This is a genomic window from Pseudoalteromonas caenipelagi (genome assembly GCF_013140855.1).
GTDB classification, from domain to species: domain Bacteria; phylum Pseudomonadota; class Gammaproteobacteria; order Enterobacterales; family Alteromonadaceae; genus Pseudoalteromonas; species Pseudoalteromonas caenipelagi.
On the sequence record NZ_JABBPG010000002.1, the window covers coordinates 576,564 to 602,226 of the forward strand.

17 protein-coding genes and 3 pseudogenes are annotated in these 25,663 nt (G+C 40.0%); 9 read left to right on the forward strand and 11 right to left on the reverse strand.

Translation table 11 applies throughout. The features are described from left to right. Positions 1-72: 72 nt before the first annotated feature. The 3 genes from HG263_RS07295 to HG263_RS07305 all read left to right on the forward strand — a co-directional run bounded on the left by HG263_RS07295 (position 73) and on the right by HG263_RS07305 (position 3,229). Positions 73-1,299, forward strand: coding sequence for an aspartate aminotransferase family protein (locus HG263_RS07295; protein ID WP_171625410.1), 1,227 nt, complete (start codon positions 73-75; stop codon positions 1,297-1,299). Positions 1,300-1,339: 40 nt separating this feature from the next. Then, entirely contained in the window at positions 1,340-2,359 is a 1,020-nt protein-coding gene (gene astA / locus HG263_RS07300) for an arginine N-succinyltransferase (RefSeq protein WP_171625411.1), read from the forward strand. Positions 2,360-2,425: 66 nt separating this feature from the next. Beyond that, positions 2,426-3,229 (forward strand): DUF1338 domain-containing protein, encoded by an 804-nt coding sequence (locus tag HG263_RS07305; RefSeq protein WP_171625412.1) that lies wholly within the window; start codon positions 2,426-2,428, stop codon positions 3,227-3,229. A 72-nt stretch (positions 3,230-3,301) separates the two neighbouring features. Here HG263_RS07305 and HG263_RS07310 read toward each other — a convergent pair whose 3' ends face one another. The 3 genes from HG263_RS07310 to HG263_RS22305 form a co-directional block, all read right to left on the reverse strand. After that, positions 3,302-6,262 (reverse strand): TonB-dependent receptor domain-containing protein, encoded by a 2,961-nt coding sequence (locus HG263_RS07310; RefSeq protein WP_171625413.1) that lies wholly within the window; start codon positions 6,260-6,262, stop codon positions 3,302-3,304. A 495-nt stretch (positions 6,263-6,757) separates the two neighbouring features. Continuing rightward, on the reverse strand, positions 6,758-6,982 hold the full coding sequence (locus tag HG263_RS22670; protein ID WP_343043962.1) for a helix-turn-helix domain-containing protein: 225 nt from the start codon (positions 6,980-6,982) through the stop codon (positions 6,758-6,760). Beyond that, positions 6,976-7,302, reverse strand: a complete 327-nt coding sequence (locus tag HG263_RS22305; protein ID WP_246239898.1) for a recombinase family protein — start codon at positions 7,300-7,302, stop codon at positions 6,976-6,978. Before HG263_RS22305 ends, HG263_RS22670 begins: the two co-directional genes overlap by 7 nt. Positions 7,303-7,754: 452 nt before the next feature. On the opposite strand from HG263_RS22305, the pseudogene HG263_RS07320 reads away from it, so the two are divergent. Then, a pseudogene (locus tag HG263_RS07320) lies at positions 7,755-8,594 on the forward strand (IS30 family transposase); the annotation flags it as partial. Between the two features lie 30 nt (positions 8,595-8,624). Here the strand turns inward: HG263_RS07320 and HG263_RS07325 are convergent. After that, entirely contained in the window at positions 8,625-9,722 is a 1,098-nt protein-coding gene (locus tag HG263_RS07325; protein WP_171625415.1) for an ISAs1 family transposase, read from the reverse strand. An 82-nt stretch (positions 9,723-9,804) separates the two neighbouring features. On the opposite strand from HG263_RS07325, the pseudogene HG263_RS22310 reads away from it, so the two are divergent. Beyond that, a pseudogene (locus HG263_RS22310) lies at positions 9,805-9,918 on the forward strand (IS30 family transposase); the annotation flags it as partial. Positions 9,919-10,032: 114 nt separating this feature from the next. Here HG263_RS22310 and HG263_RS07330 read toward each other — a convergent pair. The 6 genes and pseudogenes from HG263_RS07330 to HG263_RS22815 form a co-directional block, all read right to left on the reverse strand. Then, on the reverse strand, positions 10,033-12,891 hold the full coding sequence (locus HG263_RS07330; protein ID WP_171625416.1) for a hypothetical protein: 2,859 nt from the start codon (positions 12,889-12,891) through the stop codon (positions 10,033-10,035). A 5-nt stretch (positions 12,892-12,896) separates the two neighbouring features. Next, entirely contained in the window at positions 12,897-17,009 is a 4,113-nt protein-coding gene (locus HG263_RS07335) for a hypothetical protein (RefSeq protein WP_171625417.1), read from the reverse strand. A 330-nt stretch (positions 17,010-17,339) separates the two neighbouring features. After that, the gene (locus HG263_RS07340) at positions 17,340-17,858 is read right to left on the reverse strand and encodes a hypothetical protein (protein WP_171625418.1); all 519 of its coding nucleotides are present in this window, start codon (positions 17,856-17,858) and stop codon (positions 17,340-17,342) included. 249 nt (positions 17,859-18,107) lie between these two features. Next, a pseudogene (locus HG263_RS22805) lies at positions 18,108-19,543 on the reverse strand (Tn3 family transposase). 36 nt (positions 19,544-19,579) lie between these two features. Then, positions 19,580-20,509: a hypothetical protein gene (locus HG263_RS22810; RefSeq protein ID WP_439331981.1), complete on the reverse strand. Its 930-nt coding sequence runs from the start codon at positions 20,507-20,509 to the stop codon at positions 19,580-19,582. Positions 20,510-20,609: 100 nt separating this feature from the next. Further along, complete coding sequence (locus tag HG263_RS22815; protein ID WP_439331982.1) at positions 20,610-21,029, reverse strand: DUF4158 domain-containing protein; 420 nt, start codon at positions 21,027-21,029, stop codon at positions 20,610-20,612. A gap of 252 nt (positions 21,030-21,281) precedes the next feature. Between HG263_RS22815 and HG263_RS07350 the strand changes: the two genes are divergently transcribed. Then, positions 21,282-22,607, forward strand: a complete 1,326-nt coding sequence (locus tag HG263_RS07350) for a DUF2252 family protein (protein WP_171625419.1) — start codon at positions 21,282-21,284, stop codon at positions 22,605-22,607. Here HG263_RS07350 and HG263_RS07355 read toward each other — a convergent pair. After that, the gene (locus HG263_RS07355; protein ID WP_171625420.1) at positions 22,572-23,507 is read right to left on the reverse strand and encodes a ribonuclease Z; all 936 of its coding nucleotides are present in this window, start codon (positions 23,505-23,507) and stop codon (positions 22,572-22,574) included. The two genes, HG263_RS07350 and HG263_RS07355, sit on opposite strands and share 36 nt — an antisense overlap. A gap of 81 nt (positions 23,508-23,588) precedes the next feature. Between HG263_RS07355 and HG263_RS07360 the strand changes: the two genes are divergently transcribed. Genes HG263_RS07360 through HG263_RS22675 form a run of 3 tightly spaced genes read left to right on the forward strand, consistent with a single transcriptional unit; the run spans position 23,589 to position 25,643 of the window. Then, positions 23,589-23,855, forward strand: coding sequence for a DUF3081 family protein (locus HG263_RS07360; RefSeq protein ID WP_171625421.1), 267 nt, complete (start codon positions 23,589-23,591; stop codon positions 23,853-23,855). Between the two features lie 8 nt (positions 23,856-23,863). Then, on the forward strand, positions 23,864-24,172 hold the full coding sequence (locus tag HG263_RS07365) for a hypothetical protein (protein WP_171625422.1): 309 nt from the start codon (positions 23,864-23,866) through the stop codon (positions 24,170-24,172). Then, positions 24,165-25,643, forward strand: coding sequence for an FAD-binding domain-containing protein (locus HG263_RS22675; RefSeq protein ID WP_171625423.1), 1,479 nt, complete (start codon positions 24,165-24,167; stop codon positions 25,641-25,643). The genes HG263_RS07365 and HG263_RS22675 overlap by 8 nt, the downstream gene beginning before the upstream one ends. The last annotated feature ends 20 nt before the right edge of the window (positions 25,644-25,663 follow it).

Below are 25,663 nucleotides of genomic sequence, written 5' to 3' on the forward strand. Positions count from 1 at the left end.
GATAAATCAGCATCTTTATATTTGTTTAAAAAAGATGCACAACAAGTTGAAGTAAATTAAGAGGACGTCGTCATGCAAACTAACCGCGAATTATTCGATCAGGTTATGGTACCAAATTACAACCCATCAGAAGTGATTCCTGTTAAAGGTAAGGGTTCACGTGTATGGGACCAAAAAGGCGACGAGTATATCGACTTTGCTGGTGGTATCGCCGTTAACTGTTTGGGTCACTGTCACCCAGCTCTCGTTAACGCATTGACTGAACAAGGCCAAAAACTGTGGCACTTATCAAACGTAATGACCAATGAGCCAGCATTGCGCTTAGCAAAAAAAATCACTGATGCTACGTTTGCCGACAAAGTGTACTTTGCAAACTCAGGTGCAGAAGCAAATGAAGCGGCACTTAAGCTTGCTCGTCGTTTTGCACTAGATAACTACGGTGAAGACAAAACACAAATCATCGCATTCAACAAAGGTTTCCACGGTCGTACCTTCTTCACAGTAACTGTGGGCGGTCAAGCTGCTTACTCTGACGGTTTTGGTCCAAAGCCTGCTGACATCGTACACTGTGATTACAACGATTTAGCAGCATTTGAAAAGCTTATCAGCGACAAAACCTGTGCGGTTATGATGGAGCCACTACAAGGTGAAGGCGGTATCATCACACCAACTAAAGAGTTTGTTGAAGGCGTGCGCGCACTTTGTGACAAGCACAATGCCTTGTTGATTTTTGATGAAGTACAATCAGGTGTTGGCCGTACAGGCGAGCTCTACGCATACCAAGGCCTTGGTGTAACGCCAGACATCTTAAGCACAGCAAAAGCATTGGGCGGCGGTTTCCCTATTGGCGCTATGATCACCACGGATGAAATCGCTAAACACCTTAAAGTAGGTACTCACGGCTCTACATACGGTGGTAACCCACTGGCGTGTGCCGTTGCAGAAGCAGCGTTCGATACAGTTAATACGCCAGACGTGTTAAGCCAAGTTAAGCACAAGGAGCAATTATTCCGTGATGGTCTAAGTGCTATCAACGAAAAGTACAACGTATTTTCTGAAGTACGTGGTAAAGGCTTGTTATTAGGGGCAGTAATGAACGATAGCTACAAAGACCGCGCCCGTGAATTTATGCTTGCAAGCACCAAACATGGCCTTATGACCTTAGTTGCAGGTACCAACGTGCTTCGTTTCACGCCTTCATTAGTGATTCCTGATGAAGATATTGCAGCTGGTTTAGCGCGCTTTGAAATGGCGGTAGCTGATGTTGTAGCAGCTACGGCGCAAGCAGCTAGCGCTTAATCGGTTTGGGAGGTGTAACGGCCTCCCTTTGGATGCAATTATGCAGATATTAAGACCGATAGCGAGTAGCGATTTCGCAGCTTTTAAACAAATCGCCATAGAGTCTGGTCACGGTTTTACGTCGTTACCAGTAGACGACCAGTTATTACAAGACAAAATAGCGCGCTCTGAGAAAAGCTTTAGCAAAACACTGTCTAAGCCGTTTGATGAAGGCTACGTGTTCGTACTTGAAGATAGTGAAACAGGCGAAATCATGGGCACTACCGCCATCGAAGCGGCGGTTGGCATGCAGGTTCCCCTTTATCACTATCATTTAGGTAAAACTGTGCATCATTCACGCACGCTTGATGTTTACAATACCGTTGACATATTGAGCATGTGTAATGACTACACTGGGTGTAGCGAAATTTGCACATTGTTTTTAAGAGAGCCATTTCGCAAAGGTTTGGCTGGGCGTTTTTTAAGCCGCTCGAGATTTGTGTTTATGGCAGATCACAGTGAACGCTTTAGCGATACGGTTATCGCAGAAATGCGCGGCGTGAGTGACAGTGAAGGTAACTCTCCATTTTGGAAGTGGCTACAAGAGCACTTTTTTAGTATTGAGTTTCCGCAAGCCGACCATCTAGTTGGTCTAGGCGACAAAGTATTTATTAGCGAACTGATGCCAAAATACCCTATCTATGCAAATTTACTCAGTACTGATGCTCAGGCTGTAATAGGCAAAGTACACGAAAAAACCAAACCAGCTTTAAAACTTTTGCAAAAAGAAGGTTTTGAGCACAGAGGCTATATAGATTTGTTTGATGCAGGCCCAACTGTTGAGGCGAAATTACAAAATATTCGTACTGTTCAACGCTCTAAGGTTGCTCAGATTGAGATACGCAGTGACGTATCGGGTAAAGCAAGAGCTATATCGAATCAAGGGCTTGCAAACTTTAAAGCAACTTTTACTGATAAATGTTCTTATGATGAACAGAGCAAAACGCTATTTATTGCTCCTGATGTCGCGAAGGCATTGGCATTAAACAACGGTGACTCTGTGAGAACCTTTACTTTATAAACTTGTTGCGTCGGGCTTAATCGCACCAAGTTAACGCGGACAATCCGCAAAATTAAGGAACCCATTATGCACAACAATGTTGATCAACTATTTGACGAACTTTGGAATAATTATCTTTCGGTAACACCTTCAGCAGTTAAAGTTCATGAGCTGCTTGGTTCAACGCAAAAAGATGATGTGATCAATGACCATATTGCACTACGTACTTTCAACCTTGAGAAAGTTGGCCTAGAAAAACTAGCAGCGCATTTCAAAGCGGTTGGTTACAAAGAGTGTGGCGAATACCATTTCGAAGCTAAAAAGCTATATGCAAAGCACTTTGAACACTCAGATCCAACAAAACCTAAAGTGTTCATTTCGGAGCTATTAGTTGAGAAGTGTTCACCTCAGTTACAAGCAATTGTTAAAGATATGGTCGCGCAAATCGATGAAAGTGCTATCACTGCCGACAACTTCTTATACTCAGGTACACACTGGCAAGTTAGCCACGAGCAGTACAAACAGTTATTAGAAGAAAGCGAATATGCTGCGTGGATGGCTGCATGGGGTTACCGTGCAAACCACTTCACAGTGAGCATTAACTATTTGCAAAACTTCAGCACCATTGAAGCGGTTAACCAAGCATTGAAAGACGCTGGTTTTGAGCTAAATAGCTCAGGTGGTGAAATCAAAGGATCACCAGAGGTATTATTGGAGCAATCGTCAACACTTGCTGATCACTTCAACGTTAAGTTCAGTGATGGTGAATTTAGCATCCCAAGTTGTTTCTATGAGTTTGCACTTCGCTATGAAAAACCAGATGGTGAAATTTACACAGGGTTTGTAGCGGCATCTGCTGATAAGATTTTCGAAAGCACAAACGCGCGTTAATTTAAATGCGATTATGCAAATAAAAAAGCAGAGCTGAGCTCTGCTTTTTGCTGTTACATGTAAAGTGTCAAATTAGAACTTGTACTTTAAGCCTGCTCTGTATGTTCTGCCAACGGCATCATAGAACATGTTGCCTTGGTTCAAAAGAGGTAATCTAGGTGGCTTTTTGTCCCCTAAGTTATTAATACCCATATAAAGCATTAACTCATCTGTTGCGTTGTAATTGATACGCAAGTTGTGTGTTGTATAGCTTGGAATGTTATTGCCAAATTCTTTAGGGTAATATTCAGCAGATCTAGTTTTATCAAACGTAGCGCTGCCAACAAAGTTAGTGTTTAAGCTCGCAGAAAGATCCTCGTACTGATAGGTAGTCGCAATATTCGCTCTTACACGAGGGTATCTACGATTTCCAGCTTCGTTTTCGGTAGGTAAGCCTGCCTTTGGGTTTTGCTCAGAAATGCGCTCATCAAGATATGACAGATTAGCTCGAAAATCTAAGCGACCTAGCGGTAAATCAAAGGCTAACATACTCTCGACATCAACACCTCGCGCACTAAATTTAGCGGCGTTAATGGCATTAACTGTCACGTATAGAATTTTACCGTCGTCAGCGCGCTTGATTTTGTCACAAAAAGTGCTGTCAAGCCCAGAGCCATCTACACAGTTTTCTAATACATCAGTACCATCAATTTCTGTGATTGCGTCGGTTATTTCAATATCCCAATAATCAATTGACAGATTAAAGTCAGCGCTTGGTGTATACGTTAAGCCAACAGTTAACGTATCAGCGGTCTCAGGTTTTAATTCTAAATTACCCTGTGAGTGCTGTAGCACAGTACCAAATGACGCATTTGACACAAAATCTGGGCTCAATCCTAATGCTGCACAGTTTGCTTTGCGGTTTGTTGCAACAGATGCTTTTGCATCTAAATTTTCTGCGTGACATGGGTCGGAAAATCTTCCAGCTCCAGCTGTCGCTGGCTTGAATAGCTCATTGACGTTAGGTGCTCGCACGGCTCGTGAAAAACTCACTCGCGAGCCAATGTCGTACCCTATTTGCCAATTAAACCCGCCTTTGTATGTGAAATCGCCGCCAGTAATGCTGTTATCAGCGTAGCGCCCTGCTAACTCTACATCTAGGCTTTCAATTAAAGGTAAGTCAGCAAGCAGTGGCACGCTTATTTCGGCAAATAGTTCTTTTACATCGTAGCTGCCTTTAATTGGGCTAAAGAACATATTTGTCTCTGCACTTTGTCCTGTGGTCACACCTACTAAGCCCAAGCCAATACCATTTTCATCACGACCATAAGTTAATGGATCTGGTCTATCTGAAGATTCTTCTTTTCGATACTCTAGACCCGCTGCAAAAGCGATAGGGCCAAGATCAGTTGAACCCAAATCACCATTGATAACAAAGCTGGCCAAGGTTTGTTTCATTTGCTGTTGGCGGTGTAGTTTTACGCCTGCGTAACCTAGCGCCTGTGCAGAGGCTTGCTTGAACATTGGATTATAAGGTACACAATCTGGGTCTGACGTATCACGACATACTGCTTCCCCTGCGTCATTGGTTGTAGCATCCAAAGCACGGTAATAACGTTCATTGTAGGTCGTCATTTCATAGATATCGCCATCAACTTGGCCATGTTGAACATAAAATTCATAGTCGTAGTCGCTAAATTGCCCTTCGCCACCAAAGGTAAACTGGCGTGTTTCACGGGTATTATCAGAGCTAGATGGCAAACCGACTACAGCTAAAGCTACTTCGTTTAAGCCTCGCTCTTGCATCAATGGTCTCAACCCGTCTGGTAAAAATGGGTTATCAATTTTAAGGGAAACTAACGGACCAAAGTTATCATCATGAAAAATACTTGCTTGTCCTGTTGCAAATGACTCCACTTTTGCATACTTTGCGTTGGCGTAAAGCGTTAGGTCATCAGCAACGTCATAACGTGTACCAAAGTCGAATAACATTCTGTCACTTGGTGCTACAAGATAAATCGTTTCAGGCGTTCTAAAACCGTCACCACCGTCACACTGCACCGGTCCACTACAAAATGCGCCACTTTCAAATGGTCTGAAGTGACCATCTTCACGGTCTAGCGTGAAGGTATCATAGCCTACCTTCCCAAACGGGAAAGCTATTGGGTCATTTGCAAATGTAGGCACTGGAGCCTGTGTTATTGGCATGTCACCGAAAAAGTAATTCTCATTCGGTACATAAATTAATCCTTCGGCACTTAGAGCTTGAAAGCGTAGGTCATTCACAAATAAGGTATCAGAAATACCATCATTTGGACCGGTATTTTCTGGGTTAGGCAAAAATGAGTGGTTTAGGTTTGCATAATCACGGTCGGTTGCTTTTAGCTCGTCTCGTTTTGAGTAGGTAGCATGAACAGTAAAGTTACCCTTGCCATTAGCATAGTCTTGGCCAAAGGTGATTGATAAGTCTTCGCTTGCCGCATCGCCTTGTGCACTTTCACCATAAGATGCGTCAACCTCAAGACCAACAAAATCTTTTTTCATAATGAAGTTTACAACGCCAGTTACGGCATCAGCACCATAAATGGCAGATGCGCCGCCGGTGATTATCTCTACTCGCTCAACTAGAGCTGATGGGATCATCGCTAAGTCAACAGCTGAGTTGCCAGCATCACCAGGTACGTGACGACGTCCGTTAACTAATACTAGGCTTCGCTCTGTGCCCAACCCGCGCAGGTTTACCAGCTCTTGACCTGCTGAAGATAAGCCGCTGCCGTTTTGATCTCGCGCAGTCACCCCACCCACTCCATCAATCATTGCTGGCAATTTATGCATGAGATCGCCAATATTCTTAACACCCGACATTTCAATAGCTTTGGCGTCAAGTACTGTAGTTGGTGTGGTCATTTGTGCACTAGAACGGGCAATACGAGAGCCTGTTATTTGAATTTTTTCTACTTCTTCAACGCCGTCTTGTTCTACAGCGTAGCTGGAGCCTGTGGCTAATAGTGTCGCTAAACTAAGTGCGACTTTACTACGGTTGAATTTGCGCATTACTACATCCTATCGATTTAATTATTATTATTGTGTTTGACTTAAGAGCCAAAGCACGACAATTAGCCATATCAAGAAGTTTTTTATGAGATTTGGCCTTATGTATAGAGAATGAAAAAAACGGCTCGTAGTCAATTTGTGAACAGATTTGAGTGGTTTGTCATTTGTATTGTGAATTTTACAATGCGGAGCAAAAAGTAACGGTTAAGATACGGTGAGGTAATCTCAGATACATTTAAAAGTATCTTGTATATTGACTGGTGTTGGATATAAAGTTAGATTAATAGGTTAATCATTGAGCAGTAAGCCATAATAAAGCGTTTTTTCGATTTAAATCCCTCCTCGTTACGTAAAAATCAGTAGTAAAGTATGTTTTTTATTTTGAACTCGGGTTTTAAAAGTCATTAATTTGTATGCTGCAACAATTTGTTTCAATAATTAGCAAAACTGTATAAACGGGGTAGTGACCACATAGCTGTGAAAACGGCCAACTTTTTATAGTGACAAATATCGGTAAAAAGTTGCCCGGGATATTGAAAGCGACTCACAGATAGAATCGACAGAAAGAGATTTGTTTTGGTGCATCTGTTTGGCCATCTGGACTTTCGGGTTCTTGCTTCCTATTTTTGGCCGGCCTCCATTTCTACCTCTGACTCTCGCTGCTTTCAGTCCTGCCTTTGTTCGCTCTTGAATAAGCCGCCTTTCAAACTGCGCTAGCATTCACTAGATGCGGTCGTTGTATCAATTGCACCGTCCTGAATAGATTTGAACCCTATGTTTCTCTCGATAAGAGACTCGATGAGATTAATCAGGTGAGACATAGAGCGGCCAAGTCTATCTAAGCGCCAAACAATTAAAGTGTCACCTGGCTCTAAAACATCAAGACATTGATCCAACCCGAGGCGAGTGGATTTTGCTCCGGAAGTGCGATCTTTGAATACCAGTGACTGGTCACACCCTTCTCTTATTAGCGCATCAATTTGTAGATCAAGTTCCTGTTCATTGGTACTGACTCTGGCATAGCCAATTTTTCGCCCCATTTTCTTATATACTAAAAATTTAATGACTTTATGAAACTATGATAGATGAGATGGATTAACAAGACTAATAACCACTGAGTTTTTGGGGGAAGTCGATCCAAAAAAAGAAGTCCCATAAAACATTCGTTTAAAGAGACTTCCAATATTCGCAGATATGCACTTTTTACATTTCGCCGGTTGGGTATGTTCGTGCAACGGGCTTGCAGGCCCTATCAATACTGTAACTGAAAGGGATTACTTTTTACAAAAAGCGCCTTTTGTAAAAGCTTGGACACTACCCTGCTTTCATTCACCAATCCAATCTATTTCACGACTAATTACTACGACTATTGACAGTGCTACTTAAACCTGATTTCAGATAATAAGTGCGACACTCATAGATTGGTGTAGAAGAGGAAGCCAACTGCCGAAAGTGGTACGCTCTTCTCGCCAAAGAAACAAGCAATACTACTATGAGTTATCAGCAGTTGACCGAGGGGAGAAGATACCAGATTTCTACCCTTTTGGAACTGGGAATTTCAATCTCAGAAATCGCCAAAAAAGTGAAATGCCACCGTGCAACGGTGTATCGTGAGTTAAAAAGAAATCAAACGCATGGGGGTTATTGCCCTCAGAATGCCCACATTTATTCTGTTAACAGGCGTAAAGCAGCTCGCAAATATCGTATTCCGCCTGAGCGCATTGAATTTGTGCGTTTGCTGCTTAGTATCGATTGGAGTCCTGAGCAAATTTCCAATGTGCTAACAAGTGTGGGAGCAAGTGTCAGCCACGAATGGATTTATCGCTATATTGCTCAGGATAAACGACAAGGTGGTAAGCTCTATCGTCACTTGAGGCAAGGGCACAAGCGATATCGAAAAGGCCTGAAAGATAAAGCGCCAACGATAAAAGATGCGGTATCCATTGATGAGCGCCCATCAATTGTGAATAGCCGAGAACGATTTGGGGATTGGGAAATCGACACTGTATTAGGTAAACATGGTACGGGTGCTATCGTGACTATTTTAGAGAGAAAAAGTCGGTTCTATTTGGCTAAGAAAGTATCGTCCAAATCGGCAGATGCAGTGACCAAGGCGACAATAGAGATGCTAATGCCATTTAAAGGCTGTGTACACACAATCACAGAAGACAATGGTAGAGAGTTCGCGGGCCATGAGCATATTGGTGCAGCTTTAGATGCTGAAATATATTTTGCTCACCCTTATAGCTCTTGGGAGCGAGGAGCAAACGAAAACGCGAATGGTCTATTGAGGCAATATGTGAAGAAAGGGTCAGACTTGAGGCAGGTAACGGGCAGGGTGGGATTCCACTTTGCTCATAGATTAACCAAAGAGTAACTCGGTCCTAAAATCACCGTTCCAAGCTGCTCCTCTTCGTTTCGCTGCTAAGCTGTCTTTCTTACCTTGATGCTGCCTGATTATGTTTAGGCACAGTCTGTTGAATAAAGCTATGTGAGCCGCACCGTCGGGGTCTGCTATCTTTAATTTATCTTCTTTGAAAACAACATCTAAGACCCAGTGAAGCCGATTCTCTATGTGCCAATGTTCCCGTATTACTTTTGCCACTAACTCTGGCTCTATCGACAATGAACTGACATAGAAATGGGAGGTATAACTGGTTTTTTCACCTAATTTACGACCTCTTGCAACCTCAATCACCGTTTTGACATGAGGCCATTTCTCTTTGAGTTCCTGTGGTAATTTAATCGGTAGCTGCATAACTAGACGACTTTCACCTCGGCCATGAGCACTACCATTGCTTTGTGCTTCTTCGTATTGGCCCATGTTGCCATAGTGAGTTTCAAAGTGCTCAGCGATAGCATTGTGTAAATTACGCTGATTGGCTTTGACTTGGATAATAAAGTAGCCCTTATTCTTTACAATCGTCTCCAACGTTTTCGTTTGGCAATGCAGAGCATCAAGCGTCACAATGCAACCTTTACACGCTAATATGTCGATGATATCACGGACAATTTGACCTTCTTGGCCTTTATTTTTCGCAGCTTGTTGATATAAGGCTAGTCCATTATCAACATCAAATGCACTAACCACATTTAGCGCATTGTACACATTGTCTTTCCAACAACCTCGAAGCACTTTACAATCAATCGCAATGTGTGGCTTTTGAGCTTCTTCACGACGAGAATTAATCCAATCTAGCAGAGCCTTAAGCAAAGCATCGGTATTTAAAGCTTTGATTATGTTCGCAATGCAGTGACGTTTGGGTATGCCATGTTCAAAAGGACGGTGCTGCCTTAGCCAATCCAGTTGCAACTCACCGAACTCTTGAATTGACTTCCATCCGTCAGCGCCACTAAGCACGGCACTCAAAGTTAAAAACAAGACGTCGACAAGATTGTGTTTGATGTTGACATCAGTTCTAGGATCTTCAATCCACTCTAAATGTGTGATGATGCTCATTGTAACGACTTAAAAAATTGCGATGCGCAATCAGATCATAAAACACCAATACTCGTCAATTTAAAGTTCGATCCCGCACTGGGTAACGGATGAGTATATTCAGTTTGCTCAATCGAGGATCAATAACCGTCCTAGAAAATGTTTAGGGTTCAAGCAGCCAGCAGTGGTATTCAAAGAAATGACACAGGCTGCTTAATTTTGTAGAGAGTGTCGCACTTCAGAGTTGAATTCGGGAAATTGTTGTCTCCTGTTTGTGATATTACAGAAAACTCTAATTAAACATGCTTCATGTTAAGGGAAGTGGACATATTTAGTCAAAATTATAATATGTTCCAAAAAATTGCATTTCAATTTCGCTTACTTCCATGAGATCCAATCCTTCATTTAATTCTGCAGGAATTTCTATTAACCAGCTTGTAAACGGACCAACTGGTGCAAAAACACCATTACTTGCATTTGTATTAAATTGACGAGGATTTTTATACCCAAAGTTTGCTCTGCGATGTATTTTGTTATTATGTTTCATATCATATTGAAAGTTCTTTTTAATTGTTTTATGAGAAAATTCATGGGTTTCATTATCAGTGCTTACTATTGTTTCATGGCCTTGATGTGTAATAAGAATATTTAACATACCATTTTTAGTATTTGCCCCTTTTACATAGATACGTACTTCGTTAATTCGCACGTCTGCCATGCCTGCAAACCCACTTTCTTCAATAGTCGTAGAATGGTACAGTGCTGGCTTGAGTGTAAAAATTAAAGAATTAGTAGCCTGCAAATCAAATATTTCATTTTCTCCCAAAGTAACAACTACACCTGGTTCATCAGGTTCGGCGGGAAAGTCACTTCGCTCTGTCCCAAAGTCCTCACTTACAGCTAAAATTTTTGTAATAATATCTTCTTTTATACCATTTAATATTGTGGCGTTTATCTGAACCAAGCTTTTATTTTTTGTTGCATTTTCAAGTAGGCTTTCATCAGAAAGAGCCCAAAATTTGTAAGATTGAGACGCTAAATATAGATGCTGTAAAATTTGGTCTCTGCTTCTCTCATAGAAATACGACACATAATCAACAATTGCTGGTAAATCAGGATCCGATGTCTCGAGATAATCTCGCGTTATTTCCTGAAGTTGTTGATTAGCTTCATTTAGATTAGTTTTCAAACTAAGTGCATTGGAAATTACGTTGTTGTATTCTAAAATTGCATTGTTACGCGTGATTACGTCACTAATATACTTATCGAAATTTGAGGACACGTCTTTAAGCTTATCTCCTAATCTATTTTTAAAAGAATCCATCGTCTCTAGAAACTTGTCTCTAGCCACTAATAATTTACCAGCTCCTGGATCGTCAGCTTCCAATGTTCCATTTTCCAATTGTTTATAACCTTCAATTAGGGATTCAAGACTCCCTTCAATACTCCTGATTTGATTAACAACATAGCTTTTTTTTATTGGGAGACCTGTATCAGAAGTTACTTTATCAAAAGCGTTGTAGCCTACATTTGCGATTTCTGAAGCCAACAGAAGTCTAGATTTCGGAGCAAATGCTATTGTTGAAACTGCTTGAAAAATTGAATCAATGTTAAAATCCAGTTTACTATCGATCTCCTTTCGCGCTGCTGCGATGCTCGCTAATAACCTCTTTTTGCTGGGTTTAAGTGCTTCGTTAAGTTGAGTAATATTTGAGGCGATTTTACGGAGTTGTCTAGGAAATTTTGAGGATTGATCGCTAGAAAAGTTTATAAGCCCTGAGTAAAATGAACGGGAGTTGATAATACTTTCTCTTTTTTTCTCAGCCGTGTTAAGTGTATTTAAATACTGATCATAGTCTAGTTCCAACTGTCTAAAATCAGCAATCAGGGTATTTAATGTTTCTTTATATTGAAAAAAGCTGGCTAATGGCACCTGACTGCTGGTTTGCCCAAAAAAATTATATCCGTTAAACAAGTTACCTAGGTAGATTTTGGCCTTCATATTGATATCTTTCAAAATGGAGACTGAGTTTTTACTGCCAAACTCTAATTCATGTTTGCTGAAGTACTCTATCCACGGATTCTTATTATCAGCCTGTACAAACAATTCAGTCTTATCTATTACTCTTTTTAGGTTAGTAGTGAGGTCTGTAACGGTCTTGCTTATATCAACTTGGCCATTAAGCGAAAAATATTGTAACTTAATGGCGTCCAATGCTTTTTTACATTGACTGGGATGGATTAAAAAAAATGGTTCTACTTTAGAAGATATCAAATCAGCGCTGGTTTCTATCAATAAAGTTTCGTTGATACCTTCAGCTCCTGAAATTCCATTTTTTGCAGGAGGTTCACCTTCACCTCTTAATCCATAAAGACCACCATCGACATTGATATTTGCGTCAATGCTCTGTAGTTGATCTTGGATAAAATTTTCAAGGAGTTGACCTGCGATTAAAAGGTCGCCTCTCAAGTCTTTACTAGATTTAGTATTAATTGCTTTTTGCAGAGAATGAACTATCGGATTCCAGATAGTTTCCTTCGGGATTTTTTCTGAAATTATCAGATTTAAATCACTTCGTAATTTTTTAGAAGAAATCTCAGATTTTTCTAGTGTCAAAAAAACTTTACGAATGTCATTATAAATTTCAATGATTATAGACCCTAATACAAAATTTATTTTTCCTCCTACACCTCCGTTTCCGCCAGAACCAGGCTTTTTTCCAAAATTGCTATCCGCGCCGTCTCCTCCTTTTCCACCTTGAGCATTTATTTCTAAAGAAACTCCTGATTGATTTAATACAAATAGAGATAAGTTTCCTGCATTCTCCCCATTACCACCTGCTTCTCCATTAACTAACTTAGTTTCCCCTGCTGAGCCACTGATATTAAAAGTTGGAAGTGTGATTTTTTCCGAATCGCTTGTGTTGGTCATTATTACTTCAGATATAGCGTCAGTAAAAAGCACATCTGCAGAGATTCCGCCACCAAGAAACTTATACTCGCCCCTTAAAGACAATTTGGACGCAAACAAATATACTTCAAGTCCAAATGCTTCTTTACCCAGCAATGATGTAATGTCACCAACTGAAAGTTGGTCAAGGGCACTCAATACAATTATCTTATTTCCCACAGTAACAGATTGATATCTATTAAAGTTTTCTATGATAGAATTATTTTCTAAAATATTCATATAAATCATCCTTTTGTGGGGGCTTGTATTAATTCACCAACCATCAACATGTCGTACGGTATATTTACTCCATCAGCCTTACTCAAGTTGAAAAGGTTTTGGCCTGGAGACAAGACGTTACTGGATAAGAAAAAGTCGAACGACCCAAAACTTATTTCAATTGTGGGGATATCTATTTTCACGTCCTTATAATAGGAGGGTACTGTTGTTAGCCAATCCTTTAGACAACAGGCCTCCTCGCCATCTGGAACAAAAGAGATGTTTACATATTGCTCCCCGAATTTTAATGGAGGGATGGTAATAGATTGATTTTCTGCAGTTAATTTTGTAGTTGGATAGTGCAAATCAGCATTAATTATAACTCTTCCGTGGTTGTTATCGTTCCCCCTGTGAGGATCATAAAGGTGTTCATGACTTTCCCGCCAATTAGAATGACACGTACCATGCCAGTTTACACTTAAACATCCATTGCCTATCGTAAAACAAATAGGGAAATCTGATAAATTTATTGCTGCTGCTTCAAATTCGTACTTATCAGTAGACCACACCCCAGACTTGCTGCGGTCCCCTGGATAACGTATTACGTCCGTAGCTTTAGATAACTTAGCTTGTATGCCACCAGTTCCCGCAGTATTTCGAAATTCTACATGAAACCCTTCTTTGCTAATTGCAGGTTCCAGTAAATGGGATTTAGTAAAGTCATTAGAAATAATCAGACTAGCTTTGTGACCTTTAGGTATTGGAGAAACTCTGCTGTCTTTAGGTTTAAAAGCTGGGTAGCGTGCTCCATTAGCAGTGCCTTTATCCGCACGCATGTAGATAGTCAAAACTCCATGTTCTGGAGTGCCTATTGCATCAATTACAAACTCTTGAGGCTTAATAAGGGATGTACCCTCTTTCTCCTGCTGGTTATTTACTTGTGCTAATGCCAAATCAATTTCTTTTATTTTGGTAGAAAAATAATTTGCTAATTTTGGACCTAGATAATTCAATTCATCTATATTGCTATCTTCCGAAGTATCGTGCGGGTCTATTGCCTCAAACCGGAACTGAACTTTGTTTGAATTTTCAAAGTGTAAAATTACATGGTCAGATACTTCTTTATCCTCATCGAAAACTATAACGGTATCACTAGGCTCTACCTTGCCAGTAGTTCCCCTAAGAACAGCCAATGGTACATTTGCGACAAGCTTGTATTTGTCACCTTCAATGTTGGTTATGGAGGGGGAGGTATCGTTGTCTTGAAACACCTCTATCTTACTTTTATCTTTGATGACCATCGACATTTCTAAACTTTTAAGGTCTGCCCCATCAAATACAATAGTTGGACTTTCAAGATGAAGTGTATAATCTGCTTTGATAGTGCGCCCGAAAAGCTTGCTTGACGTAGATAAATTTATTTCTTCGATTAATTTACCTTCCGAGTACTTTTCTTTTAAAATTGCAGTCAAGGTTGCTGCATCATAAGAAATTGCTAAATCCCATTTGTCAGTAGTATTTACACCCTTCATTTCTTCGATAAGTTCATTTAATTCCAGCACAGGTAAAGAGGTTTGTTCATTATTGGAAATTGTTACTCCATAACCGCTATTGATCCCTACCTTTCGTGAAACAAATTTTCTTTCCTGTGGCTGGCTGTTTATATTGGATTCATCGCAGTTTTTAATTTGCAATCGATGAATAAAAAACTCTTCGACCTCTTTAACACTAACTTCCCAGTCAGATAAATTGAAATTACATGTTGAGGATGGAAAATTATTTCTGAATATTAGTTCTCTAAGATCAAATGATTTTTTGGGCTGTATTCTGTGGTTTATTTTGGTGAAAAAAAACTCTGCGAGTTTGGGTAATAAATAATGGCCCCAAATAGAATGAGTTTCTTCACCTTCCATACAGAGCTGAAAGAATGTTCCTTTTTCAGGACTTAATGTAAGGTTTAATAGTTTATTATAAAACTTCACCCTTACTTTAGAGCTTTCTATAGAATCAGAAGAATTGTTTTTTAAATCTGAGAGTGTTTTATATATTGGTATTACCAATTTAAATGTAGAGTGTTTATCATTTACTGATTCCGTTCTGTTGAGTTCTGGGTTATTTTCACTATAGATTGAGAAATTACTTTCAGGAGCAAGTGAAAGCTCAAGAGTGAAGGAGTTTAATTTTTCACAAATGTTTGTAATAGTGGGTTCTTTTAGGATAATATAAAAACTAATTTGTGCGAAGCAATCTAAATGGGGGATTTTAGTATTGAAGCTAGTTTGAAAAACGTTCGCAAGTTTATTTTTTTTGTACATTCTATTGAAATGAGCTAAAACAATGTCTTTTGCTCTTTCTATGACATTCTCAAATATGACTTCACAAGCTGATTCACCTAGCCGCCAGCTAGTTTCTTTAACAAAATTTTTATTCATACTAGCTGCGTTGGATGTCATAGTGTTAAGCTTGGGTTTTTCATGAAAGATTTCTTTCCTTTTTTCGATGATTTTTAATTCTAAATCTTTTATTTTCTCTTTATATTCAGAACCGTCAGTTTTTAGCTCTTTGCTAACCTCTATTTCCCTTTTCTGCTTTTCCCTTAGCTCTCTTTTCTTACTTTCCAAGGCTTCTTTTTGCTCTAATAACTTAGCTTCATGCTCTTGAGTCAATTTGCTAACATCTTTTAATTTACTTTCAACACTAGACAGCTCGTCAATATTTGCTTTGATCTCATCTGCAGTTACTTTTTGATTTTCTGCGCTTTTAGCAACCTCTTTAATCAAATCCGAAATATTCGTTTGTCTATATCGTTCTCTTAATTGTATGATTGACTGCTCAATAGCTAATTGCATAAATGAGTTATTATCTGCAGGGGTGTTTCCTCCTAACTCAGAATACACTTTGCTTGCAATGCTTCCTTGTATAACAGCAGAAGTACCTATGGGTGATAAACCTTTAAGAGCCTCCTTTAGATTCGTATCGTTTCTTGCTAATTGTGTCACAGCAAGAACGCTTTTCTTGGATAAAGTAGATAAAACCTTTTCGTTAGTTTTAGTGCTCATTACTGCAGCTTTTATTTCAGAAATGGATTTACTAAAAGGGCTTTTCAGCGTCCTAACTTCTTCCTTAGTAGCGTCATTAACAATTTTTAATATATCAGGTGAAACAGAACCAAGATCAATAAAATCTTTGTATTTAACTACAGTTTGAGCATCCTTATCCATCTTAATTAAATCGTCGATTAAACTATAGCCGAAGTAATCCTGATGAGGGTTAAAAAAATCAGCATACGGAACTATCTCACCATTTGTAGCCTTTACATTCGAATTTTCAGATATATCATTGTTTGTGAAAAATGCCTTAAATACCCCACTAGAATCCTTTAAAATAGTCATTTGTGATTCTAATTGGACGTTTACAACAGGCTCTCCCTCCGCGTTTGTCCTTACGACTAAATTGGATACATCTGGGTCTTGAACGGAAGACAGTAAAACAGCATCAACCTCAGTAAAGTTAAATAATACATTTGAGAGCGCCTTAACAAATGTAGTATCTGATTTATTTAGAAGCAGTTCTTTAGCATTGCGGTTCGGAAACACCGACGGGTCATGTTGATGAATAAAGGATAGGAATGATTCTGCCACCTGCAGCGTTTCCGGATTGTTTGCAGAAAAATCAATGACTTTAATAGGTTCATTTATGCTTGCGATATAAATGCTAGCTGGGCTCTGCCCTTTTTCCGGAACCCATTTAAGATTTTCAGCTAGTTTATAAAACGGCACAATTTCTTTACCTTCAAGGCGTGTGTATTTAGCTAGTTCACCAAGAGGGTAGCTTTTTAATGGTTCTAAATATGTAAAATAACTTCCACCTATAGACTTAAAGTGTCTTCCAGTTTCTGCAATTTCGAATCTTTCTATTCCATCTATTTGACCGGTGGCTCTATTTGTCAAATCATCTTTAATTTCACGGTGATTTTTAATGCCATTAAAAAAGTTATTAGGAAGATACTTTCGATAAAAAGAAAACTTAGCTATTTCTGCCGTTGTAAAGTCATGATTAACATAAATATCAAACATAGAACTTTTGCCATTTTTGCTGCATAATGAAATTATTTTCTTAGCGGTTTTAATATCAAACATTAGCGATTCTCAAAGTGTATTGTTAGTGATAATTGTATTTATTCATAAGGTTGATCTTAATAAAGTGTGAATTTAAACTCTGTTAGTGATCAAATAGATGCGCCAATAAAAACCTAGTCATATTACAGAGTTAATATGCACATTAGGCTCATTAATTAAACCACTACAGGAATCGGTGATTTTTTCATGGTGGTCCCCTGGTAAGTGCCGCGGCGCAGCAAAACCGGTATTATGTCTTAACTTTAAACAGTGGAATAAACTTTAATTCAATCACTTGCTTAAAACGTAAAAGAAAAAGGTTTTGCTCGATTACTTAAAGAATTAAAATGCTCACAGGTTCCCTATTTCTTTACCTTGGTTAAATACTTTAAATTGGTCATTCAATACCCGTTCAAATCCGTCTGACGCAAGTAAAGTTGTAAAGGAGGATGGGTTGGCAATGTTGTCATTCCAAAATTGGATAGTCGTCGGTACAACTGAAACGCCGGCGATTTCATTCCCTGATAAGTCATCAATTGCGGTTACGCTTTGTATAATTGGATTGTTAATTAGCGCCTCTCTTGCATTCTCAATTAACAACTCAGTATTAAAATCGGTTTGATTGGGTTCATACGTTTCACCCTTGATGTCTTTTACCCAAATTTTGATATTCAAATTGCCTATATTTTGTTCGAGCTTTATTACTTGCGCAATTGCTTTTGCAGTATTAGATGACAGTGCAACAACATCAATTTCGTTTTCATTGTATAACTCAGAAACAATTACGTTAGATGATTGCCCTAATGTATAAGATAAAACTCGTTGAAATTCATAAACTGGGCTTGATAAACCGAATGTTTTAGATGTCATAAATTTAGTCCCTTTTATTTAAAGTTAACGATCAGTACTAAATGTAAATAAAATCAGCTTTTTCTTATGAAAAGTAAAGCTTCTTAATTACGTAAGTTCAAAACAACTTCATACATAATGCGCGTTCTGTAAAAAGTTGCTGCCAGTATTTTCAGTGATATAAGCTTAAAAATACTGGCAGCAACACAGGTAGAGAAATATAGCGCAATGGTTAAAAAAATGTTATTACAGGTAATTACACAAACGTTCCTAAGCAGTTGGCGCTTGTTCAATAGGCAAGCGTTGGGTCATATCCAATTCGAAAATCCCATACGGATTTACATGAGCATAGATCAGTGGAGACAAAGCCCTGTAATCTTCCTCCGTTAACACGCCATCCCACTCTTTGGCTGACGTGACTTGTTGGATCATTAAGGTATTGACGTAAATCAAACATATCTGCAATAGGTGCAACGCCAGAACGGACAGTTCCTGATCTTCAAGCCGATTTGTGGCAACCTCTCCACCTTTACCGTAAAAGATAAACGAGTTGGCAGAGTTCCAGTTCTCAACAACGTTTAAGCCTTCATGGATTTCCCTGCGTAGCGCTTCTTGTTCGAGATATTGGCAAAGAAATAGGGTTTTTATCACTTTCCCCAATTCAGAGAGTGCTTTATAGGTTGAATGCTGAACGTTGTTTCTGGTAAACCGTCGTAGTATCGCTTCTGGATCAGCGGTGCCTTGTTTGAGTGCCGTAGTATATTTAATCATCTCATCGTATTGCTGAATGATTAGATCCCAGTTGATAGGCCGACTTAGTATAGATTGTAATTGATCGTAGTTAGATGTCTCTTCGGAACCTGGTAAATACAGTTTTTGGCTGGCAATATTTTTCAACCTTGGCATCAATTGAAAGCCTAACAAGTGACAGAACGCAAACGCGACTTCACTCTGACCATGCGTATCCACATATTGCTTTTCAACTGACATTTCGGTGCAATGCCTGAGCACACCTTCGATCATACTGGCCACTTCAGATGAAGAGCAGCGTTTAAGTTGGGAGTAGATACAGGTGGAATTTTTTCCACATGCCAGTAAATCATCACTCCGCGGCCACCGTAGCGAATATGCCACTCTGTCATCAGGTTTTGATCCCAGGAGCCAAATTTTTTCGAGTCAGATGCACAGCTTGTCGTACCTTCACCCCACAAGTGTACATGTCTGGCTTTAAATATCGTATTGACTACCTTGGAAATAGCCTGGCGCATTGATTGTTTATTTATGTAGAAACGCCTGGTATGCAGCAGCTCTTTGTAGCTGAACCCAGTACGACTGGCGCTGACTCTTTTTAACCCGGTATTGGTACCCATACCAAATAACGCTATCAATAAGCGTCTTTGCAACTCATCACGGCTCAAACGTTCTGATGTGCGTTGAGCCTGAAAACAATCAGTAAAATCAATACGCAGATCGGCTTCTTTTAAAATATCCAGCAAGCTGGTCATCGGCCAACTAGACTGAATTTCACCTTTTAGCCGGTTGATATTCACAGGCTCAGGCTGTTTGGTAAGTGGTGTAATGGATATCCTGTTCTTGCCCGTTGATAAGAGTTTTACTTTGTCATTTTTTGGTATGGATGTGTTTAGGTTTGTCAGTTCAGCTCTCATTTGCTTTTGAAGAGCTGCCACAAACTCACCTGCATCCATGGTCTGACCGAGCGTCTGATAATAATGCTTGCGATTTTAGCTAAAATCTTGCGGTAAATCTTCATCTGGGTTGCGGTAACGATCAGCGCCAGACACCCAAACTTCTTTGCACCTAAGCTTGTCTCTTAGTGCCTGAAGCACACATATTTCATAATTGATTCTGTTTATTCGTTCCTTTGCGTTATCATCAATTTCAACCACGATATCCCTCCATTTAGGTCGTATCACACCTTCAATCGGAATATCTTCAGACAATAAATAGTGTTGCCGTTTGGAAGCCTTATGGGTATTAAGCCATTCAAGTGCTGTTAGGACAGGGCGATGCTGGTCATTATTTGAGTTGAAATTCAAGCTATTCAAAATCTTAGGTACCATTCTTCGATAGTGGCTACCGTAGCTTGAGCGTATCACCTTATGTACCTCTTTTTTATAGCCTTTGCCGGATGATTTAAACTCTTTAACCAGATTTTCTAAAGTTTGCTCGTTGGCAATGGGGTAAACGATATCTTTGACCACACCTTCTGGATTACCCAGGGCCGCTTCAGCAATACGAAGTAATAAGGTATTTTTGCCATACACCTTTTGATAATTACGCATGAGTTCTTTTACAACCTTACGTTCAGCCCTAACGGACAAGCGGTGAACGATTTGACAAAACAGCTCTATCAGCCCATCAATCAACTCACTTTTGCGGAGATAAAAGAAAATCAGCATCATGGCATATCGTATATGGTCTGGGTGACGTTTGACTTCCCAGGCGGACTCTGGAGATACACGTTGTTTAAACCGAGTAAGGATTTTGGGGTTTATCTTAATAAGCTGTTCATTTGGTAAATTAAGTGAATTGATAAAGCTCAGCTTTTCGATTTCTTTTAATACCGTATCCAGGCCAATTCGCCATGGATCTGCTTTAATTTGTACAAAAGATGAAGGAACATCATGAGAGGCACTTAAATATTCATCCAATTGTGGTTTGGAAGTTGGTAATATACTGATCTCTAGGTGCTTAAATAGATCGAATTCAAACTGGTTATATGCCGTAGCAAGCTCTCTGGTTAACTGTTTATCAGCCGGGAACTCTATTTTCTGTTTTTAAGCCATTCGTATGTATGCTCTTTCGCTTCAGCCCATTGGCATAGACAGAATTGCACAACCACAAAACTAACTCATGGCGGGTTTCTTCGGTAAGCTTAGCTACGCCCAGAAACACGAGAATCTCTTCTCGATGTCTGCGTCCAGTGCGTCCGTTCCAGTCGTACTCCTTGATGTCTTTAATTTCAGTGCCTAGCTGATCAACAAGGTGATGCAGTGGACTGTCTGGTAAATCAGTGAGTGATTTGGGGAAGGTTCCTGTGTATTGGTAATATTTTAACTGGAGGCAAAACGCCAAGCGGCTTCTTGCTGGTTTTGTTTTTAATAGTTCAAGTTCATCAAATGTAAGTGACCAATGTTCGCTAAGTTCATGTGCATCCCAAAACTGTTTCACCGTTAACGCTCCTTTTTGACTAGAGATTAACCAGTTTTAGGAGGCAATACAAAAGTTGGCCGTTTTCGCAGCTATGTGGTCACTACCCCTAAACCGAATGAGTTTAAGTCATATTACTGCAACTAAATTGTCATAGTGTTTCGTTAGCGTGGGGTAAGGTATTTTAGAAAACGCTAAGCTATAACAGTGGTTATGTTACTCATTCTAAAATAAGAACCAATGGCTGGTGATGCCAAAATGAGGAAAGTAAAAATGAATAGACGCTCGTACATAGAACTCATACTCAAGGATATTGACGGCGTACAATCAATAGGTACTTTACAGAAACACTTAAAAATGGCGACCAGCCCATTTCTGTTCTTACGCGGCAGTGCGCCTTTGATGTACAGTGACTTTTCTCAAGATGCCATATCATTACCCGCTCCTTTATTTGAAATTCCACTCACTTGTATTTTAGGCGACTGCCATACTGGAAACTTTGGATTTATTAGTGAAGAAGGCTCACACGGCGACACTATCATCTTCACCCCAAATGACTTTGATGATGCCTGCGTTGGCCATGCTGCGTGGGATCTGTTTCGATTTATAACGAGTTTGTATTTAGCCCGTCATCATGCAACAGACCTACAAATGAACTCTGACGACATCAAAATTAGGCAAAAGCCACTGGTAAGCAAAGAGCAAGTTTACGAGGGCGCACGCGCGTTTTTGCAATCGTACCTGCAAGCTTGTAAAGACTCTGTTGATGATAGGCTCACTACACAATCGGCTTTATCAACATTCGATAACGAACATATCCTGTATAAACGTTGGCAAAAAGCATTGCAAAGAAAAGCAGGTGGTGCAGCGTTTAAAACAAACAGTACACTGGCGAAAGAACTGGACTTTGATACTTTGCCGCTGGCTTTTAAAGATGATGAGTTACGTTTTAGACGCCTAAATTCAGACCTTTATAACAGCCTTATTGAGACGTTTTCACCGTATGTTGATGATGAGATCATAGACGTAGTTGAGCGTTTAAGTGCAGGCACTGGCTCACATAACTTGACGCGTTATTATCTACTTGTAGGCCCTCAAAGTGCTAAATTATGCGAAGAAGAGTTTCATTTATGCCATATTGTAGAGGTAAAACAACAGCGTTTGGCTGCACCACTTTACTATTTCACGGAGCTGAGCGCCATAAACCGCTTAAACGCAGCTCACTTAACTGTTAATTGCCAACGAAAAATGCAGCGCCGTCCTGATATTGTACTTGATGATGTATATTGGCAAGATAAGCACTGGTTAGTACGTTCGAGACATCATGCCCGTGTTGGCTGTGAACCAGAGGATTTTATGCTGGGCAAACGAGCAGCCATTAAAAATGGCTTTATACAGTATGCAACAAGCTGCGGCCACACTTTGGCTTTAGCTCATATGCGTGGCGACAGACGCTCGACACTTTTTCAACAAGCATGTGTCGAAAAACTCAGCCCACACGTTGATGAATTGATAACTAGTGCACAAAACTACGCGATTATGGTTCAGGCAGATCAAGAACTACTACAATCCTTGCTTAGGGATAGTCAAACACAATAAGTCTTCAGCAAAATATAACTCGCCATGGTAATGTTCGTGTGCTTCTCTTTTTAGTGGCTCTAGCATACCTGGGCCATGGTAGCGTACGCTAAAGTGAGTTAACGCCAAGCGTGCTACTGCGTGTTTTTGCGCAAATTCAGACACTCTTTTGGCGTCGGAATGGCCAGTATGCATACCTAAGCGTAGCAAATCAGAATGTGTAAATGTTGCTTCGTGAACCAGCAAGTCAACATCGCTAAGATATTCTGTGAGTTTTGCTGGTCTTTCATTATCCCCACAAATAACCACAGTGCGAGGACGCCAGCTGTCATAGGTATACTCTTTGGCAATGAGAGTTTTATCTTTATAAGCCACATCATGGCCTTTTTGCAGCGCATTGTAATGAGGTCCACTTTCAATATTATTCGCTTTTAATTTGTCTATTTTGAGCTTTTTAGGAATGTGGGTTTCTGTGATTTTATAGCCAAAACTGGGAACCCTGTGTTTTAGTTCAATGGGCTCTATTTGACACAAAGGAAGCGAGAGTGGCGTATTTAATTGTTCAACATTATGGCAGATTAAATCAAAACCCAGCTTAACATCGGTCAGCGCTAAACTTTCATGAATAAAATGAATAAGCTTTTGCGGTGCTATCAGTGATACAGGTTCGCTTCTGCCACACAAAGACATACTCGATAATAAACCAGGCAAGCCATAACAATGATCGCCATGAATATGGGTAATACAGATCACTGCTAATTTAGCAGGCGATAAATTGGTTTTTAGTATTTGGTGTTGTGTGCCTTCAGCGCAGTCAACCAGTAGCCACTGCTTAGCGTTGTCAAAAGAGACTGCAACGGCTGACATGTTGCGATATCGACTTGGACTACCTGAAGAGGTGCCCAAAAACTGAATTTGCATATGATGGTTTACGTAAAACTTGTGTTTTATTGATCTTACCCTAATTCTAATACGTATCAAAGACAACAAAATGGAGTCATCATGAAAAACGACTTAGACAGCAAAACGATATTGAGTGTTTATGAGTACATACAAAAACATGGAGAAGCTACACCAGAAGGTAAGTTTTTTAACGGCATTACTGCATTTTCAGATATTGATGGGTATACCATTTACTTTAAGGGAAGCGGTGTGTTGATGCGCTATGGATTTCACAATACTTATCACTTAGATTACGAGCATGATAAGCACAAAGACGATTTTATTGCCAAGATTGACGCAATTAAAAAGCAAGCTGATAGTGACTAACGAGATCTATGACATATCGGGTTAAACGACAAAAAAACAAGGAGTGCGATAGCAGAGGCTTGCAGTTTATTCATGCAGCCCTTGAAGAGCTAAAGGCTAACCCAGATAAGCTGGATATTATAAAAAACAACTGTAATGTGTTTAAGCAGCAGCCGTTTTTGAAAAAGGGCCTACTGTTGGCTGTAGAGCGCTTTGAATGGGTGTTTGAAGTGGATGATAATATTGACAGAATTGTTGCTCAAGTTCTGGCTGATGATTACATTGGCAAACGTATTAGGCGTTATCCGCTACTGTTTAAAGGCGTGGTAAGTGATTAATATTGTTTGGCTCAAGCGTGATTTTAGAGTCAATGATCATGCACCGCTTTACAATAGTCAAAAATGCGCTGAGCCAACTTTATTCTTATATGTTATAGAACCGCAATATTGGCACCTTGATGATACCAGCGAGAGGCAATTTGCGTTTATCTCACAAGCTATACTTTCTTATGCGAGAGAAATAGAAAAGCTAGGTGGCTTTTTGTGTGTCCGTCGCGGCAATGTTGATGAGGTACTGGCAAAAATCCATCAAAAATACCCCATAAAATCGTTATTTTGCCATCAAGAAACTGGCAACCAATGGACCTTTGAACGAGATAATGCGGTTTTTTTATGGTGTGCTAAAAATCACATTAAAGTACACCAATACCGTCAGCAAGCGGTATTTAGAGGACGACTAAATAGAGATTCTTGGCAATCTCGCGCGAGTGCATGGATTGCCAGTGAAGTTTTGCCACCCCCCAGCCGTGTGCGCTCAGTGCTCTGTTATCATAGCGGCTTACATTTGTTGGACAACTACCCAGGCAATGACAATTTTATTGCCAGGCAAATGCAACAAGGCACCACCGACGCGGCAAAGGCCACGCTGCAAAGCTTTTTTAAACAGCGAATCAATAATTATCTGTTTGGTATATCCAGTCCCATAAAATCAGTAACAGCAAGCTCTCGCTTGAGCCCTTACTTATGCTACGGAATGCTGAGTCTAAAGCAGGTCATGCAAATGGCCTATGAACTTGAGCATGTAGAAAAGCGTCATAAGTCAGGTTTTTTGGCAAGATTATATTGGCACAGCCATTTTGTGCAAAAACTGGAGTCAGAGCCAAGATATGAGACTCAAGCTGTACATCGCTCGTTGGTGGCCATGCGTCAGAGTGAATTTGAAGAAGCCAGTTTTGAGCGTTGGAAACTTGGTTGTACAGGCGTGCCTTTTATTGATGCCTGCATGAGAATGCTACTGCAAACAGGCTGGATTAATTTTAGGATGCGTGCAATGTTGGTCGCCTTCGCCAGTTACCATTTATGGTTGGATTGGCCTAAAACAGCCGCATACCTAGCTAGCACCTTTGTTGATTACGAACCAGGTATCCACTACCCGCAAGTTCAAATGCAGTCAGGCACAACGGGCATTAATCCATTTCGTATTTATAATCCAATAACACAAGGGCAAAAGTTTGACTCAAAGGGCGAGTTTATAAGAAGGTACATACCAGAGCTTGCTCATGTGCCTGATAGCTATGTTCATACTCCATGGTTATATTCAGGCTTAAAAACAGACTGTTACGATAAACCCAAGGTGCTACCAGACGAAGCTGCTAAACAAGCTAGGCTTAAAATTTCCAGCTATTACAAAGTGCATGTAAACAGCTCGGAAACAAAGCGCGTCATTAAAAAACATGCGTCGCGGCGCGGCCGTAATATAAAAAGGACGCAAACAGCAAAATTAAATCACAACCAATTATCGTTATTTTAAGCCTCCAAGCACATAATTAG